Origin of the sequence: Arthrobacter sedimenti (assembly GCF_042652025.1) — a bacterium.
GTDB lineage: Bacteria > Actinomycetota > Actinomycetes > Actinomycetales > Micrococcaceae > Arthrobacter > Arthrobacter sedimenti.
Genome location: NZ_JBHSDQ010000001.1, coordinates 890,191 through 904,061 on the forward strand (window position 1 = coordinate 890,191; position 13,871 = coordinate 904,061).

The 13,871-nt window shown below is 68.0% G+C and carries 16 protein-coding genes; 6 read left to right on the plus strand and 10 right to left on the minus strand.

The window, feature by feature from the left end; translation table 11 throughout:
• Nucleotides 1–18: 18 nt before the first annotated feature.
• Genes ACFO0G_RS04165 through ACFO0G_RS04180 form a run of 4 tightly spaced genes read right to left on the minus strand, consistent with a single transcriptional unit; the run spans nucleotide 19 to nucleotide 2,855 of the window.
• Complete coding sequence (locus ACFO0G_RS04165) at nucleotides 19–1,386, minus strand: FAD-dependent oxidoreductase (RefSeq protein WP_376976543.1); 1,368 nt, start codon at nucleotides 1,384–1,386, stop codon at nucleotides 19–21.
• 13 nt (nucleotides 1,387–1,399) lie between these two features.
• Nucleotides 1,400–1,810: an arsenate reductase ArsC gene (locus tag ACFO0G_RS04170; RefSeq protein WP_376976544.1), complete on the minus strand. Its 411-nt coding sequence runs from the start codon at nucleotides 1,808–1,810 to the stop codon at nucleotides 1,400–1,402.
• Nucleotides 1,807–2,508, minus strand: coding sequence for an aquaporin (locus ACFO0G_RS04175; protein WP_376976545.1), 702 nt, complete (start codon nucleotides 2,506–2,508; stop codon nucleotides 1,807–1,809). The genes ACFO0G_RS04170 and ACFO0G_RS04175 overlap by 4 nt, the downstream gene beginning before the upstream one ends.
• Nucleotides 2,505–2,855 carry an ArsR/SmtB family transcription factor gene (locus ACFO0G_RS04180; protein WP_142135147.1) on the minus strand — a complete coding sequence of 117 codons (351 nt, stop codon included), beginning with the start codon at nucleotides 2,853–2,855 and terminating at the stop codon, nucleotides 2,505–2,507. Before ACFO0G_RS04180 ends, ACFO0G_RS04175 begins: the two co-directional genes overlap by 4 nt.
• Nucleotides 2,856–2,999: 144 nt before the next feature.
• On the opposite strand from ACFO0G_RS04180, the gene map reads away from it, so the two are divergent.
• Nucleotides 3,000–3,773, plus strand: a complete 774-nt coding sequence (gene map, locus ACFO0G_RS04185) for a type I methionyl aminopeptidase (RefSeq protein WP_376976546.1) — start codon at nucleotides 3,000–3,002, stop codon at nucleotides 3,771–3,773.
• A 45-nt stretch (nucleotides 3,774–3,818) separates the two neighbouring features.
• On the opposite strand, the gene ACFO0G_RS04190 is transcribed toward map, so the two are convergent.
• The gene (locus tag ACFO0G_RS04190) at nucleotides 3,819–4,187 is read right to left on the minus strand and encodes a hypothetical protein (RefSeq protein ID WP_376976547.1); all 369 of its coding nucleotides are present in this window, start codon (nucleotides 4,185–4,187) and stop codon (nucleotides 3,819–3,821) included.
• A gap of 82 nt (nucleotides 4,188–4,269) precedes the next feature.
• Nucleotides 4,270–4,788, minus strand: a complete 519-nt coding sequence (locus tag ACFO0G_RS04195; RefSeq protein ID WP_376976548.1) for a GNAT family N-acetyltransferase — start codon at nucleotides 4,786–4,788, stop codon at nucleotides 4,270–4,272.
• A 148-nt stretch (nucleotides 4,789–4,936) separates the two neighbouring features.
• On the opposite strand from ACFO0G_RS04195, the gene ACFO0G_RS04200 reads away from it, so the two are divergent.
• Nucleotides 4,937–5,320 carry a hypothetical protein gene (locus tag ACFO0G_RS04200; RefSeq protein ID WP_376976549.1) on the plus strand — a complete coding sequence of 128 codons (384 nt, stop codon included), beginning with the start codon at nucleotides 4,937–4,939 and terminating at the stop codon, nucleotides 5,318–5,320.
• Here the strand turns inward: ACFO0G_RS04200 and ACFO0G_RS04205 are convergent.
• Nucleotides 5,289–7,265 (minus strand): APC family permease, encoded by a 1,977-nt coding sequence (locus ACFO0G_RS04205; RefSeq protein ID WP_376976550.1) that lies wholly within the window; start codon nucleotides 7,263–7,265, stop codon nucleotides 5,289–5,291. The genes ACFO0G_RS04200 and ACFO0G_RS04205 overlap by 32 nt on opposite strands.
• A 208-nt stretch (nucleotides 7,266–7,473) precedes the next feature.
• On the opposite strand from ACFO0G_RS04205, the gene ACFO0G_RS04210 reads away from it, so the two are divergent.
• Entirely contained in the window at nucleotides 7,474–8,220 is a 747-nt protein-coding gene (locus ACFO0G_RS04210) for an ABC transporter permease (protein ID WP_376976551.1), read from the plus strand.
• 81 nt (nucleotides 8,221–8,301) lie between these two features.
• The gene (locus ACFO0G_RS04215) at nucleotides 8,302–9,513 is read left to right on the plus strand and encodes a sensor histidine kinase (protein ID WP_286404570.1); all 1,212 of its coding nucleotides are present in this window, start codon (nucleotides 8,302–8,304) and stop codon (nucleotides 9,511–9,513) included.
• 54 nt (nucleotides 9,514–9,567) lie between these two features.
• On the opposite strand, the gene ACFO0G_RS04220 is transcribed toward ACFO0G_RS04215, so the two are convergent.
• Nucleotides 9,568–11,181, minus strand: a complete 1,614-nt coding sequence (locus tag ACFO0G_RS04220) for an alkaline phosphatase family protein (RefSeq protein ID WP_376976552.1) — start codon at nucleotides 11,179–11,181, stop codon at nucleotides 9,568–9,570.
• Nucleotides 11,182–11,588: 407 nt separating this feature from the next.
• The gene (locus ACFO0G_RS04225) at nucleotides 11,589–12,134 is read right to left on the minus strand and encodes a YceI family protein (protein WP_286398699.1); all 546 of its coding nucleotides are present in this window, start codon (nucleotides 12,132–12,134) and stop codon (nucleotides 11,589–11,591) included.
• Nucleotides 12,135–12,277: 143 nt separating this feature from the next.
• Between ACFO0G_RS04225 and ACFO0G_RS04230 the strand changes: the two genes are divergently transcribed.
• Entirely contained in the window at nucleotides 12,278–12,706 is a 429-nt protein-coding gene (locus ACFO0G_RS04230; protein ID WP_376976553.1) for a hypothetical protein, read from the plus strand.
• Between the two features lie 41 nt (nucleotides 12,707–12,747).
• The gene (locus ACFO0G_RS04235; protein WP_376976554.1) at nucleotides 12,748–13,473 is read left to right on the plus strand and encodes a CDP-alcohol phosphatidyltransferase family protein; all 726 of its coding nucleotides are present in this window, start codon (nucleotides 12,748–12,750) and stop codon (nucleotides 13,471–13,473) included.
• Between the two features lie 27 nt (nucleotides 13,474–13,500).
• On the opposite strand, the gene ACFO0G_RS04240 is transcribed toward ACFO0G_RS04235, so the two are convergent.
• Entirely contained in the window at nucleotides 13,501–13,869 is a 369-nt protein-coding gene (locus ACFO0G_RS04240; RefSeq protein WP_376976665.1) for a fluoride efflux transporter FluC, read from the minus strand.
• Nucleotides 13,870–13,871: the final 2 nt, after the last annotated feature.

Below are 13,871 nucleotides of genomic sequence, written 5' to 3' on the forward strand. Positions count from 1 at the left end.
TCAGGACACAGGCCGCACCTACCCCGAGATGGTTTCGCTGCTCCGGCCGTGCTGGAGGCCCGTGGGGAACCCGAGGGTCACGGAGACCGGTGCCGGGGCGGCGCAGCAGGAGTCGCCAACAGAGTCACCGGAGTCGTCGGGAACGGACGTCGAACAGACGCCGGTTTCCGGCAATTCAAGTTCGACGGCGTCCGCGGCCTCTGTGTCTCCGGCGAGGGCTGCGGCGATGGAGCGGACCTGCTCGTAGCCGGTGGCCATCAGGAAGGTGGGCGCACGCCCGTAGGACTTCATCCCCGCCAGGTAGAAATCCTTCTCCGGCTGCTCAAGGATCCGGGCACCGTGGGCCGGAACCGTACCGCAGCTGTGGAAGTCCGGATCGATCAGCGGGCCGAGGGCTTTGGGGGCGTCCACCGCGGGGTCCAGGTCCAGGCGCAGTTCCGAGAGCATGCCCAGGTCCGGCCGGAAACCGGTGGCAGGAATGACCCGGTCCGCCTCAACGCTACGGCCGTCGGCGGCGTGCACGGTGACGGCGTCACCATACACTTCGAGGGACGCCGTGTGGAAGTTGGTCAGAAGCTGGACTGACCCGCTTTCGACGGCGGTGCGGAGCCTGGCCCCGAGCTGGCCGCGGGCGGGCAGCTGATCGGCGTCGCCGCCGCCGTAGGCACGCGCAGGCGTGGCGGCGCGGATGGCCCACAGGACTTCCGTCCCGGGGTTGGCGCGCGACACCCGGGCCAGGTCGAGGACCATGTTGGCGGCCGAGTGTCCGGAACCGATGACCAGAGTACGGCCGCCGGCGAAACCACCAGCGGCAACGTCCGGCAGCGGCCCGGTGACCAGCCCGGCGGCACGCGCCTCGGCCTCACCCGGAACAGCCAGGCCGGAGGATCCCAGCGGCGCCGGGCTGCTCCAGGTACCGGACGTATCGATCACGGCGCGGGCCAGCACCTCGGTGACCTGGCCGCCGTCGTGCTCTATGCGCAGGAGGAACGGCGCCTGGTCTCGGCCCTGGCTGCGGCCCTTGTCCATGCCCTGCCGGGTGACGGCGACAACGCGGGAGCCGGTCCTGATCCGGTCCTTCAGTTCCGGCGTTGCAGCCAGCGGCTCAAGGTACTCGGACACAATCTGGGAGCCGTACGGCAGCGCGGTGGGCCGGGGCGCTTCCCAGCCGTTGCGTTCCAGCAGCCGGACCGAGGCGGGGTCGAGGTTGTATTTCCAGGTGGAGAACACGCGGACGTGGCCCCATTGCCGGATGGCAGCCCCCACGGCAGGACCGGCCTCGAGGACCAGCGGCTGCAGCCCGCGTTCCAGCAGGTGCGCGGCCGCGGCCAGGCCCACGGGTCCGGCGCCGATCACGGCAACGGGGAGGGACTCCTTGGATGTCATGGCGTCAAACCTTTCAGCTCTGCGCGGGGATCAGGGAGGCGATCAGGGCTTCGACGCGGGTCCTGATCTGGTCGCGGATGGGCCGCACGGACTCCATGCCCTTGCCGGCGGGGTCCTCCAGGACCCAGTCCTCGTAGCGCTTGCCCGGGAAGTAGGGGCACTCGTCACCGCAGCCCATGGTGATCACCACGTCGGAGTCCTGCACGGCCTCGGTGGTGAGGATCTTGGGGATCTCGGCGGACATGTCGATGCCTACCTCGGCCATTGCCTCGACGGCGGCGGGGTTGACGTTCTCCGCCGGCTGCGAGCCGGCGGAGCGGACCTCGATGGCGCCGTCCGAGAGCGACGTGAGGAACGCGGCGGCCATCTGGGAGCGGCCCGCGTTGTGGACACAGACGAACAGGACGGAGGGCTTGCGGCTCATGAGAACACCTTTCGGTCAGCCGTGGCGACGGCAGAAGAAGCGATGGAGGGGTAGAGGAAGCGGACCAGGAAGTACCCCAGCGCACCGCCGAGCAGTTGGGCCAGAATGAAGGCAGGGGCCGACGGCGGCGCGATGCCGGCGAAGGTGTCCGTGACGGTCCGGGCGATGGTCACCGCGGGGTTGGCGAAGCTGGTGGAGCTGGTAAACCAGTACGCGGCGGTGATGTACCCGCCCACGGCGAACGCCACCCGGTCCGCCCGGCCGGACCGGACTGTGCCGAAGATGACCAGCAGCAGCCCCACCGTGGCGATGACTTCGGCCAGCCAGAGCGAGGGGCCGGTGCGTTGGTGCGTGGACCAGGACACCGCGTCCAGGCCGAACATCAGGTTCGCGGCCACGGTGCCGGCCAGTCCGCCCAGGACCTGCCCAACGATCAGGGTCGCGGCCGTCCCGGTATCGATCATGACCAGCGCGCGTTCCACCAGGGTCACCACCGGATTGAACGACGCCGATACCGGCTGCAGTGCCACGATCAGCGCCACCAGCGCGGCACCCGTGGCGAGGCTGTTCTGCAAAAGCTGCAGGCCGGCGTCGTCCGGTGACAGCCTGGACGCCATCACGCCCGAGCCCACCACAGCCATGACCAGGAACGCGGTGCCGATGAATTCTGCGGCGGCGCGGCGGGCCAGGACCGTCACTTGGCCTGCCCGCCGATCAGTGCGGCCAGGTTCTGCAACGCCTCCGTCCGGGCGCGGTAGTAAACCCACACCCCGCGCTTTTCCCGGTCCAGCAAACCCACCTCGTGAAGGATCTTCAGATGGTGGCTGATGGTGGGCTGGGACAACTCGAAGGCGTCGTTCAGGTCGCAGACGCACGCTTCGCCGCCCTCATGCGAGGCAACCATGGACATCAGCCGCAGCCGGACCGGATCGGCCAGCGCCTTCAACAGCGGGGCGATTCCCTCGGCTTCCTGCTCGGACAACGGCTCCCTTGCCAGGGGCGCGCAGCAGGCGACGGCCTGGACGGGGGTCAGTTCCAAAGACATAGACACAGGTAAATATTTACATTCATCTATGTCTTTGGCAATCCACACAAATCCCGCCGCCTTCCTCCCCTCCCTTGCAACGCCCGGAGGAAGGGCAAATAGGATGGCCCCTAGAGCTTTTGGCCGCAGACGAAGGGCGCCGCAATGATCGAGATCCTGAACCCCGCTGAAGTGGCCCGCGCACGGGAGACCGGTGCGCTGGTGGCTGACATCCTGCAGGCCATGAAGAACCGCGCCACCGTGGGCACCAACCTGCTGGACATCGACCAGTGGACCAAGGAGATGATCACCGAGGCCGGGGCCGAGTCCTGTTACGTGGACTACGCGCCGTCGTTCGGCCGCGGGCCCTTCGGCCACTACATCTGCACGGGCGTCAACGATGCCGTGCTGCATGGGCTGCCCCACAACTACGAACTGGCCGACGGCGACCTCCTCACCCTTGACCTCGCCGTCGTCAAGAACGGGGTTGCCGCCGACGCCGCCGTAAGTTTCCTGGTGGGGGACGCGCAGCCGGCAGAGAGCGTGGCGATGATCGAAACCACCGAGCGCGCCCTGGCCGCCGGGATAGCCGCCGCCGGGCCGAATGCCAAGATCGGCGACATCTCCTACGCAATCGGCCGCGTCCTTACCGACGCGGGGTACCCCATCAACACGCAGTTCGGCGGGCACGGCATCGGATCCACCATGCACCAGGACCCGCACGTGCCCAACATGGGCCGGCCCGGCCGCGGTTTCAAGCTCCGGCCCGGGCTGCTGCTGGCGCTGGAGCCGTGGATCATGGCGGACACGGCGGAGCTGGTGACGGACGACGACGGCTGGACGCTCCGCAGCGCCACAGGCTGCCGGACGGCCCACACGGAGCACACCATCGCCATCACGGACGACGGCGCGGAGATCCTGACGCTTCCCTCACGGTAGGTGCGGGGCGGGTTTCCCCGCTGCCGCGGCTGCGTTGGCGGCCCTTCAGTAGAGGTAGACGTCCACCAGCAGGGCGGCCAGCGCGGTAAGGGCCGCCGTCCCTGCCACACTCCGGGCCGCATCGCGCCTGCAGGGCCCCGACATCAGGGCGATGGCTGCGCCGGCGAGGGTGAACACTCCGGTTCCCGTGTCCTGCCAGCTGATAGGGAACGGCGGGAACGGCAGATCATGCGAGAACAGGCCGACCGCTCCGGTCCAATTCAGGATGGAATTCCAGGCCATCGGCATCAGGAGGGCAGCCGCTGCTGCCGTGGCCACAACGCCCGTGCGCCGTTCCCGCCGCACCAGCAGGAGCAGGACCAGCGCCACGAGGGCGGACAGCAGGGCACCCACGAACATCGCCTGCAGGTTCATCCTGGGCCTCTGGGGTTCACTACCCGCATATGTCCAGTCTAGGCACCGGCCGCACGCGCGGACCCGGCGCCGGGAGGTTCTTCTACTCGGTCCCGGCCACGTGGCTGCGGCGTTCCAGGAGCAGCGTGTCCTGCCAGTGGCCCGCCTTGGGGCCGTGGCTGATCCGGGCAATCCGCTCTCGGGTTCCCACCACCCGGAAGCCCAGCTTCCGGTGCAGGGCAAGGCTCGCAATGTTCTCGGGGAAGATGCTCGACTGGATGGTCCAGATGCCTGCGGCTTCCGTCGACTGCACCAGGGCGTTCAGGAGCAGCCGGCCCACGCCGCGGCCCTGTGCATGCGGCGCGACATAAATGGAGTGCTCCACCAGGCCCCGGTACACCTCGCGCGACGAGACCCGGGAAACCGCGGCCCAGCCCAAAACACTCCCCGCATGTTCGGCGACGATCCGGTGCCCGGGCAACCGCACGCCGTCGAACGCTTCCCAGGTGGGCGGCTCGCTCTCAAAGGTCACCTCCCCTGTGGCGATGCCGGCGGCGTAGATCGCGTGGACCGCGTCCCAGTCGTCGGGGCACATGGGGCGGATGGTGACGGGAGTGTCCATGCGTCCCATTATGGTGCCGGGCCGAGCCCCTCCCGACCGCATCGGACGGGCGTCAAGGTTTCGTTAATAAAACGGCCTGCCCGTCCCGGTTGCGGCTTCCGGGTTCTTTGATGGAGTCATAGGCGTTTGGTGAAGGCAGGGAGCGCAGATGCGATGGGATGAAAGCCCTGAGGACCGCCGCAGGGTCAAGTTTGCTGCGACGGCCGGGTCCGTGGAGGGCTACGGCGGCCGCGGGGTGAACGGCCGCGCCCTCCACCCCGCCGGCTACCTGTTCCCCGACCAGAACGGCGAACCGTGGTGGATCATCTTCCAGCCCCTGCCCTCATCCGGCACGCCGGGACACAAAGTTCCCGGCGACATCCTGGCCTGCAACGATTCCTACGGCGACATGGTGCACGTGGTGGTGCTCGCCACCGGCGTGTGGGAGGACGACGCCGAGGCAGCCTTCCGTGCGAATGTCCCGTCCACGTTGGCCGACGCCGTCCGGGTTGCGGCCGCGGTCAGCCGACGTGCACCCACGGGCGCTGGGTAACGTCCGGGACGGCCTCGCGCAGGACTTCCCTGGTCACCGGCGCAATCTCACCCTCGCCGAGGAACAGGAACCGCACCAGGTTGGTGATCGGGTTGCCCTCGGTCCAGCGGAAGTAGATATGCGGCATGAGCCCGGTGACGTCCCGGATGTGCAGCAGGACGGAGGCGATGGTGTTGGGGACCACCGGCCCGTGGACTTCGAGGATGTGGTAGCCGTGCCGGTTCACCCCGCGGACGTGCAGCTCGGTTTCGAAGTCCGACGAATCATCCACCACAACCTCGAGGAACAAGGCGTCGCCGGCCAGTGGGAGGTGGCTGACCTCGATGGCCGACTCGAGTTTGTCCCGGTAGGCCTCTGCGGTCATCCGCAGCGGCTCGTGCGCAATGATCGCGATGGGTCCGTCCAGGGTGCTGGACATGAACTCGAGCGCCTGCTGGTCCAGGTGCACCCGGGTGGCGTGGAGTTCAAAGGAGCGGCGGACCCTGGACAGCAGTGAGATGACAATGATGCCCAGGATGAAGATGGCGGCGATCCGGATGCCCTCGGGCCGTTCGAAGATGTTGGCCACGGTGGTATACGCGAACACCACGGAAATGGCGCCGAAGCCCACGGTGAGGTTCCGCTGCCTGCGCCGGCGCGCGGACAGCGTGACGGCCACGGCGGCGGAGGTCATCAGCACCAGCACACCGGTGGCGTAGGCACCACCCTGGGCATCGACGTCGGCCTTGAAGATGAAGGTGATCAGGAAGCCGACCAGGGTGAAGACGAGCACCAAAGGCCGGACGGCCTTGGCCCAGGCCGGAGCCATGCCGTACCGCGGCAGGTAGCGGGGCACGAGGTTCAGCAGGCCGGCCATCGCCGACGCACCGGCAAACCAGAGGATGGCGATGGTGCTGATGTCATAAACGCTGCCGAACCCCACGCCGAGGTATTCGTGCGCCAGGTAGGCCAGGGCCCGGCCGTTCGCCTGGCCGCCGGGCTGGAATTCCTGTTCCGGAATCAGGACCACCGTGATGAAGCTGGTGGTCAGCAGGAAGGCGCTCATGATCACTGCCGCGGTGGTGAGCATGCGGCGGGTGCCCCGGATGCGGCCGGCCGGGTTCTCCTCGGTGTCGTCCGCTTTGCCCCTTACCTGCGGCATCACGGCGACGCCGGTTTCGAAGCCGGACAGCCCCAGGGCAAGTTTGGGGAACACGAGCAGGGCGATGGCCACGGCCATCACCGGATTTCCGTGCGACACCCAAAGGTTGGTCCACCAGTCCCCCGCGGCTGCCGGATGCGAGAGTACCTGCGCGAACGTAACAGCCACCACAATGGCGTTCAGGCCCAGGTAGAACACCACCAGGACGACGGCGATGCCGATGGCTTCCTTGAACCCGCGCAGGAACACTGCCGCCAGCAAGGCCAGCAGGAAGAGCGTGACGGGAACGTTCTGACCCTGGAGCCACCCGGGAGCCACCGGGTTGCCCAGCAGGTGCGCGGTGGCATCGGCTGCCGAAAGGGTCATGGTGATCATGAAGTCAGTGGCCGCGAACCCGAGGAGCACCAACACCAGGAGCTTGCCGCCCCATCGCGGCAGCAGCCGTTCGAGCATGGCGATGGAGCCTTCACCGCGGGGGCTTTCACCGGCGACCCTGCGGTACACGGGCAGGGCGCCCAGCAGGGTCACCGCCACCAGTACCAGGGTGGCCAGCGGGGAAATGACCCCGGCGGCGAGGGCGGCGATGGCCGGCTGGTAGCCCAGGGTGGAGAAGTAGTCCACACCCGTCAGGCACATGACCTGCCACCAGCTGTGCTTTTTCTCGTGTTGTGTGGGCACGCCGCCCGGTCCGGGGTGGGCTCCCTTGCTGTCCTGGAGCCCGAACAGCAGCCAGCCCTGGAATGCCTTCCTGCCGCGCACGTGGGGCGCGGAAGGATCCGCCGGGGGCCTGCTTAACGTGGTCATGTCTGCCTTTCCGCGCTGCCCTTTGCACCGCGACCACCTGCGAAGCTAGCACCGGCTAAAACGCCCGGAGTGCCAAAACGGCATTTCTTAATGATTCCTTGACGCCGGGTTCACGGCGGCAGCTCCGAAATCCCGAGCAGCGACTCCTAGGGCGCTCCCCGGGGGCCGGCCTCCCGTGGCCGGCCCCGTGCTTCGCTAAGCTGGCGGCATGCCCACCCTCGCCGCGCTGCTGCCCACCCTGGCGGCCATTGCCGTCCTGGCGGCACTCACGGTGGGCATCCTGTGGGGCGCGCGGACGCCGTCGTACCTCTCCCCTGCCCTGGCCATCCTCCGTGGCGCGGCCCAGCTGGCGGTGATCAGCCTGGTGCTGGGCGGCGTCATCACCAACCCGCTGTGGGTGGGGGCGGCCCTGTTGGTCATGTTCAGCGTGGCGTCCGTGACGGCGGCGCGGCGGCTCACCTGGTCTTGGCGGCGCTTTGCCCTGGTGGCTGCCACGATGGCCGCGGGCATCCTGGTGACGGTGACCATCGTGTTTGGAACGGGCGCCATCGAGTTCTCGCCGCGGTATGCGCTGGCGGTGGGCGGAATCGTGATCGGCAACTCCATGACCATCGCCACCCTTGCGGGGCGCCGGTTCTTCGAGGCCGTCCTGGAGCAGTGGGACCAGGTGGAGGGCTGGCTGGCGCTGGGCGCAACGCCCCGGCAGGCCACCCTGATCCAGGCCCGGCAGGCCGTGCACTCGGCCTTGATCCCCTCCACGGACCAGACCAAGACCACAGGGCTTGTCACACTGCCCGGCGCGTTCGTGGGCGCCATCTTCGGCGGCGCCTCGCCCCTGGAGGCGGGCCGGTTCCAGGTGGTGGTGCTGGCGTCCATCATGGCGGCCGGGTCCATCACCGCCGTGGCGCTGATCCGTTCGCTGGGCAACGTGAAGGTGCGGCCCGAGCCGCTGTAAACGGACGCGGTTGCAGGGTGGACGCACGGGTACCGCGATCTGCCATGATGGTGCGATGTGTGCGCAAGGTTCCCGCCTGTGATGGTAAGCGAGCTGGCCAGGGACGCGATCCTGGCCAGGACAGGACTCCCCGTGCCGGGGCCGGACCTGGACATCGCGGTCCCCCTCCCCTCCGAACGCCTGCAGAACCTGGTGGAACTGGCCAGGACGGTCTGCGGGCAGCCGGTGACGGCCATCAACATCATCACCCAGGACCTGCAGTACCAGGTGGCCACTGCCGGCATGGAGCCGTACCTGTGCTCGCGGGAAGATTCGATGTGCGCCGTCGGTTTCCTCAGCGGGACTCCCACCGTGCTGGAGGACGCCTCACTTGATCCCCGCTACAACACCAACCCGTTCGTGGACGGCAGGCGGGGCGAAATCAGGTTCTACGCGTCCATCCCCCTGGTGGCCGAGGACGGCTTTGTCCTGGGCACGCTCTGCGCGGGCGCCCGGGAGACCGGACAGCTGAGCGACCGGCAGCTCAAAGGCCTGGAAATCCTCGCCGCCGAGGTGGTGGACGCCCTGCAGCTGGAACACCGTGCCCGGCAGCTCGCCGACGCCCTGGCCGAGGCCCACCGCAGCAATGCCCTCCTGGCTGAGTTCGCGGGCCGGATCAGCCACGACCTGCGCAACCCCCTGACCTCGGTCCTGGGATTCGTGGAACTGGCCAGGGACGAAGCAGGGGAACTTGATGACCCGGCCATCGCCGGGTACCTGGACACCGTGGCCAGCTCCGGCCAGCGCATGTTGTCCATGGTGAAGGACGTCCTGTCCTACGCCACGATCGGCGGGGACGTCCGGCCAGCCGAGGTGTCCCTGGCGGACCTGGTGCGGGATGTGGTCCAGGACCTGGCCGCCAGCATCGAAGCATATGGCGCCTCGGTGGAGTGCGATGACCTGGCCTTCACCGCGGACGCCGTCCAGATGCGCGTGCTGCTGCAGAACCTGGTCCACAACGCCATCACCTACAGCCGGCCGGGAATCCCGCCGGTCATCCGCGTGACCGGCGGCCGCTCCGAGGACGGGGCAACCCTGCGGGTGGTCGACAACGGCAAGGGCATCAGCGAGGCCGACCGCAAACGCGTCCTCGATCCGCTGGTCCGCCTGTACCGGGAGGATGACCCGCCGGGCACCGGACTGGGCCTGGCCACCGCTGCCCGCATCGCCACCGCGAACGGCGGGCGGCTTGAGATCGGCCCGGTTCCCGGCGCGGGCACCATGGTCACAGTCCACCTGGGCGGGAACAGCTAAGGCACGGCGGGAGCTGGAACGCCTCCCGGCACCGGTTCCTGTACCCATGCGGCGCTAGTACGTGGTGGCGTTGGCCAGGATGTGTGGCGGCAGGGGCGCCTGGTTGAAATCGAAGGCCTTGGTCAGGTCGCCCAGCAGCGGGCTGTTCTCCCGCACGTCTGGCCGCGGGTCGGGACGGCCATCGGTGGCCGGGTCCAGCCGCTGGCCGTGGAGGAAGTCGTCCTCGATGAATTTGAGGTAGGCGTCCTGGCTCAGTGTCTGGTGGTCGATGTAGCCCTGTTTGGCGTACGGACTGATGATCAGGCTTGGCACTCGGAACCCGTAGCCGTTGGCATCCGCCGCCGGTGGTGCCACATGATCGTAGAACCCGCCCCAGTCATCCCAGTTGAGGAAGATGGCGGTGCTGTCCCAGTCGGGACCGCTCATGATGGCGTTGATCAGCCCCGTCACGTAGGCCTGGCCGGCGCTGATCTTTGCCGGTGCATGTTCACTGACCTTGTCCGTGGGAGCGATCCACGTGACGGCGGGCAGCGTACCCTGCCGCGCAGCGTCATAGAAGTTCGTGAGGGGCTGGATATTGCCCAGTTCACCGTCCTGTTTGACGGTGTCGAAGTACAGCAGCGGATTCCACAGGCCGGGGGTCTTCGCGTCCTGTTTGATGGGGGCGCAGGTGGCGGCGTCATTGCGGCAGTCCGGTTCGGTGCCGTTGAATACGTAGTAGGCCCATGGGACGTGCTGCTGGTGAAGCAGGTAGGTCAGGTCCGTCCACGCGTAGTCGGGTTGTTGGAGGTGCTTGGCGGCTTGGGACAGCTGCTGCTTCAGCGCGTCCGGAACATTGGCGGCGTCGACGGCGGCCTGGCAGGCAGGGTAGGTGTCCGTAGGTTTGCAGCTGGTGCTGATGAGCTGGTCCAGTTCTGCGGCCAGCCCGGCACTGACCCCCGCACTTGCCAGGGCTTGCCTGCAGGGGGCAAGGTCCGCGGCTGCCTGGCATTTGCCGATCAGGGTGTTGTTGATGATTTCCGGGTCCGGGCCGGAGTCGGGGTTCTGGAGGGCGTTAGAGCACGACGCCGGGTCCCCGGCTTTGGTGCACTTGGCGGACCATTCGGAAACCAGGTAGAGGTGGGCCGGCAGGCTCCAGGCGGACGCGGCGGCGAACATGTGGTCCTGGAGGGTGAAGTTCCTGGCGTAGTCCCAGTAGTTGGGCAGGTCCCGCTGGTCGTGGTAGCCCATCACGTCGGTTGCGGCGGTCTTGTAGCGGCAGTTGGCCTGCGTGGCCGTGCACCCGGCGAGGCCCTTTTCCGCCTGGGCCACGAACCCGTCCGTGGCCCCGTTGTTGAGGTCGGCCACTTCATCGTTGTGGCTGTGCGGGGCACCGGCGTTGCTGTCATTTGGGTTGTAGAAGGGCTTGACGCAGCCGCCGTGGGCCGGGTCCGGAAGGCATACCGCCGGTTTCCCGTTTTGCATGGGGATGCCGTCCGCGCCGGGGAAGGTGCCAAAGTAGGTGTCGAAGGAGCGGTTCTCCTGGGTGATGATCACTACATGCTTGATTTTGCTGATTCCGGCGGCAGCGCGTTCCTCCGGACCGGCCGTGGACCCGCCTCCCGCCAGGACGTAGGTCAGCAGCATCCCGACCACCAGCCAGGCGGCCGCGGCCGGGAGTCCCCCCACGCCAACCAGCATTGCGGCCAGCGGCCGCCACTTGGAGCCGGTAAGCCTAATCACTGCAGCACGGCCCGCCCGGGATCCTGTTTTCCCTGCTGGTGCGCATGGCGCCCTCCTGTCGTTCCGGCGTTCCGGACGGCGCGCACGCGGCAGATCCGCAGCCGGAAGGGCCTTCAGCGCCGATGGGTGGCTACACCCTCCCACATCGCCGCTTGGCAGTGATGGAAAGCCGGCTGGGAATTTGCCCACAATCAGGGCGGCCGGAGCCACCATCGCCGTGGCCTCGGCGCTGCGCAGGTTCATTACCGCTCCGCGCAAACGATGCCGCTACCGATATTCCGGTAGCGGCATCGTTTGTGCGCATCGAAAGTACTTCAGCGCGTCGAAAATGTATTTGGGGGTCGGGGGTGCTGCTAGCCCTGCTTGACCAGCGCTGCTTCGAGGTTGATCTTCACCTTGTCACTGACCAGCACGCCGCCGGCCTCCAGGGCGGCATTCCAGGTCAGCCCGAACTCCTTGCGGCTGATCTCGGTTTCGGCGGAGAAGCCGGCGCGGGTGGCGCCGAAGGGATCCACGGCGACGCCGGTGAACTCCACCTCAAGTTCGACGGGCCGGGTGACGCCCTTGATGGTGAGGTCCCCGGTCAGGGTGTAGTCCTCGCCGTCGCCTTCGATGGAGGTGCCGCGGAATGTCATTTCCGGGTACTGCTCCACGTCGAAGAAGTCGGCCCCGCGCACATGTCCGTCACGGTTGGCGTCGCCGGAGTCGAAGCTGGCGGTGGAGACCGTGGCGTGCACGGACGAGTCTGCCAGGGATTCACCCACGCGAGCCTCCGCCGACGCCTCGGTGAAGCGGCCCCGGACCTTGCTGATCCCGGCATGGCGGACGCTGAAGCCGATCTCGCTGTGGGCCATGTCCAGGGTCCACGTTCCCGGCGTTAGTTCCTTGGGAAGGGTCATCGCTGTTCTCCTTACTCGTAGGCGCAGGCGCAGGTGCCCGCTAAAGGCGCAATATTCCAGACGCCCTTAAATATTCCCCACAAAACCTGCAGGCATAACAGGGCCGGATGAACCTGACGCGAATTTCCGGCGTATACATAAGCGTGGCTCTACGACTATTGACCGCACTGGCGCTGTTCATCGATGCCGGCGTCCATTTCTTCCTTGCCCCGGGCTACCCGTACGCCCAGCCCGGGACCGTCAGCCAAGGCACCCTTTTCCTGCTCGAAGCGGCAGCTGCGCTGGTGGTGGGCCTGTATGTCCTGGTCCGGGGCAGCAGGGCCGCCTACACCCTGGCCCTGGTGGTGGCACTCAGCGCGTTCGCCGCCGTCGTACTCTACAGGTATGTGGACATCCCGGCGATCGGGCCCATCCCCGCCATGTACGACCCCGTCTGGTTCTTCTCCAAAACCCTCAGCGCCGTGGCCGAAGGTGCCGGGGCCCTGCTGGCAGTCGCCGGCCTGGTCCGGACCCGACGCAAGGCAAGGTACGACGACGGCACCAGGGTACCGGCCGGGCGTCGCCGGCGGTGAGGATCACCGCAGCCATTGTTAGCATGCGAGGGGAGGTGCCGATGAGCGCAGCTGAACGGGCAGTGCCGGACGCGCTGGCCACCCTCACCGCGTACGGGCTGGCGGCACTGTGGCTGCTCGCTTTGACCCCGTCCGGGCTGGTGGCCCAGCTGGCCGGGTTGTGCGCCGGCGCCGTGGTGGCCGGGGCCGCCGTCGGCTCCATCCTGCGGCGCCTCCCGCGCTTCTCAACCCCGGCGGACCGCGTTACCCTGTTGCGCGCCGTCCTCGTTGCCCTCTGCGCCGTGCTGGCGGCGGCGCAGCTCTTTTCCGAGCCCCGCACCGATCTGCTCCTGCCCATGCTGGGTGGCGCCGCGTTCCTCCTGGATGGGGTCGATGGTGCGGTGGCCCGGCGCACCGGCACCTCGTCGGCGGAAGGGGCCCGTTTTGACGGCGCCACGGATGCCGCCCTGGTCCTGGTCCTGTCCGTCGCTGCTGCCGCCGCCGTTGGTCCGTGGACGCTGGCCATCGGAGCCATGTACTACGCGTTCACTGCCGCGGGCTTCTTCCGGCCGCACCTCCGCGCCACGCTGCCGCCGAGCTTGACCCGCAAGGCGATCGGGGCGTGCCAGCCGTTTGCATTGCTGGTGGCGCTGCTCCCCGGGATGCCCCCGGCCGCCGCAGTTGCGGCGCCCGCACTGGCCTTGGGCCTGCTCGCATTCTCCTTCACGCGGGACGTGGTCCAGCTGGAAAACCGCCACCGGGCGGTGCTGTTGGACGCCGCCCGGTAAAGCTGCCGGGTGACCTGCCGCCGTTGCCTACAACAGAGTGGCCAGGGCGAGGCCGGCCGCAGCGGCGCCCACAGCCGCTGCCGCAGTCCCGATTCCGTTGAGCAGGGCCAGGCCGGTGCGGCCGGACTGGATGAGCCGGACGGTTTCGAAACTGGCGGTGCTGAAGGTGGTGTAACCGCCCAGGAACCCGGTCCCGGCAATGGCCTGCAGCTCCACGGGTGCGGCATGGAAAATGACTGCCCCCGCAACCAGGCCCAGGAGGAAGGACCCGGTGATGTTGATGGCGATGGTTCCGACCGGCAGTGCGGTGCGCAGTTTGGAACGGACCAGGCCGTCCACGACGAAGCGGGTCCCGGCGCCCAAGCCGCCGGCCAAACCCAGCAGGACAATAACCAGCG

What these genes read in the sequence shown, in the direction of transcription:
- ACFO0G_RS04165 (WP_376976543.1), bottom strand. Translation starts at nt 1,386, where the DNA reads ATGACATCCAAGGAGTCCCTCCCCGTTGCCGTGATCGGCGCCGGACCC.
- ACFO0G_RS04170 (WP_376976544.1), bottom strand. Translation starts at nt 1,810, where the DNA reads ATGAGCCGCAAGCCCTCCGTCCTGTTCGTCTGTGTCCACAACGCGGGC.
- ACFO0G_RS04180 (WP_142135147.1), bottom strand. Translation starts at nt 2,855, where the DNA reads ATGTCTTTGGAACTGACCCCCGTCCAGGCCGTCGCCTGCTGCGCGCCC.
- map (WP_376976546.1), top strand. Translation starts at nt 3,000, where the DNA reads ATGATCGAGATCCTGAACCCCGCTGAAGTGGCCCGCGCACGGGAGACC.
- ACFO0G_RS04190 (WP_376976547.1), bottom strand. Translation starts at nt 4,187, where the DNA reads ATGAACCTGCAGGCGATGTTCGTGGGTGCCCTGCTGTCCGCCCTCGTG.
- ACFO0G_RS04195 (WP_376976548.1), bottom strand. Translation starts at nt 4,788, where the DNA reads ATGGACACTCCCGTCACCATCCGCCCCATGTGCCCCGACGACTGGGAC.
- ACFO0G_RS04200 (WP_376976549.1), top strand. Translation starts at nt 4,937, where the DNA reads ATGCGATGGGATGAAAGCCCTGAGGACCGCCGCAGGGTCAAGTTTGCT.
- ACFO0G_RS04205 (WP_376976550.1), bottom strand. Translation starts at nt 7,265, where the DNA reads ATGACCACGTTAAGCAGGCCCCCGGCGGATCCTTCCGCGCCCCACGTG.
- ACFO0G_RS04210 (WP_376976551.1), top strand. Translation starts at nt 7,474, where the DNA reads ATGCCCACCCTCGCCGCGCTGCTGCCCACCCTGGCGGCCATTGCCGTC.
- ACFO0G_RS04215 (WP_286404570.1), top strand. Translation starts at nt 8,302, where the DNA reads ATGGTAAGCGAGCTGGCCAGGGACGCGATCCTGGCCAGGACAGGACTC.
- ACFO0G_RS04225 (WP_286398699.1), bottom strand. Translation starts at nt 12,134, where the DNA reads ATGACCCTTCCCAAGGAACTAACGCCGGGAACGTGGACCCTGGACATG.
- ACFO0G_RS04235 (WP_376976554.1), top strand. Translation starts at nt 12,748, where the DNA reads ATGAGCGCAGCTGAACGGGCAGTGCCGGACGCGCTGGCCACCCTCACC.